1 protein-coding gene is annotated in these 1,079 nt (G+C 23.0%); it reads left to right on the top strand.

All coding sequences use genetic code 11. The features are described from left to right. Nucleotides 1–103: 103 nt before the first annotated feature. Complete coding sequence (locus B5E87_RS14790) at nucleotides 104–1,030, top strand: tyrosine-type recombinase/integrase (RefSeq protein ID WP_087246175.1); 927 nt, start codon at nucleotides 104–106, stop codon at nucleotides 1,028–1,030. Nucleotides 1,031–1,079 lie beyond the last annotated feature (49 nt).

Raw genomic sequence — 1,079 nt, 5'->3', positions numbered from 1 at the left:
TCCCTTAGTAATGAACTAAGAGATCTTTTTTATTAAGATTATTTTAACAGTTTTTAAATAAATATTCTATCATTTTGTTATCTTAATATTTGGAGGTAATAAAATGATAAGAAAAAAGAAATATAAGTTTATTAATATTTTAGATGAATGGTTAGAAATTCAAAGATATCATATCAAAGAATCAACATATGCGACTTATTATAGTCATATAAACAATCATATCAAACCATATTTTCAATCATATTATCTAAAAGATATAAATCAGAAAATTATTCAATTATTTGTTATTGAAAAATTAAAATGTGGACGAATTAAAGATTCAACAGGGTTATCAATAAAGACAGTCAAAGAATTGGTAAATATTATCAAACTTGGCTTAAAATATTGTACAGAAAAAGGATATATTGATAACATAAATTTAAATATTAAATATCCTTATAAAGTTAAGAAAATAAATATCCTTGATCAAAATGAATATCGCATTTTGGTGGATTATCTTAAAAACAATCCTAATCATTTTCATATAGGAATATTATTTATTTTATGTACAGGTGTAAGAATTGGAGAATTGTGTGCTTTAAAAAATGATGATATTGATTTAATGAAAAAAGAAATTAATATTAATAAGACACTTCAGAGAATACAAGATGTAGATAACAAGAAAACCAAAATTATTATTAGTTCTACAAAAACAAAAAAATCAGCAAGGGTTATACCAATTCCTGATGTATTAATACCGTATTTAATTATGAATGATAGTGATAATTACTTTCTAACGCAATCATCAAAATATTATGAACCAAGAAGATTTAGATATAAATTTAAATCTTTATTAAAAACATTAGATATAAGTAATGTAACAGTGCACTCATTAAGACATTATTTTGCAACTCAATGTATTGAACTAGGTTTTGATTACAATTGTTTAAGTGAAATATTAGGACATGCATCACCTGCAACAACAATGAATTTATATGTTCATTGTCAAAATAAATATAAACAAGATTGCATGAACAGAATACATATTTAGTCCAAATCCGTTTTCAACGGATTTTTTCTTTTAGTTCATTACTAAGGGA

The organism is Massilimicrobiota sp. An142 (assembly GCF_002160725.1).
Taxonomy (GTDB): Bacteria; Bacillota_I; Bacilli_A; order Erysipelotrichales; family Coprobacillaceae; genus Allocoprobacillus; species Allocoprobacillus merdigallinarum.
This window is presented reverse-complemented; position numbering and strand designations above follow the sequence as displayed.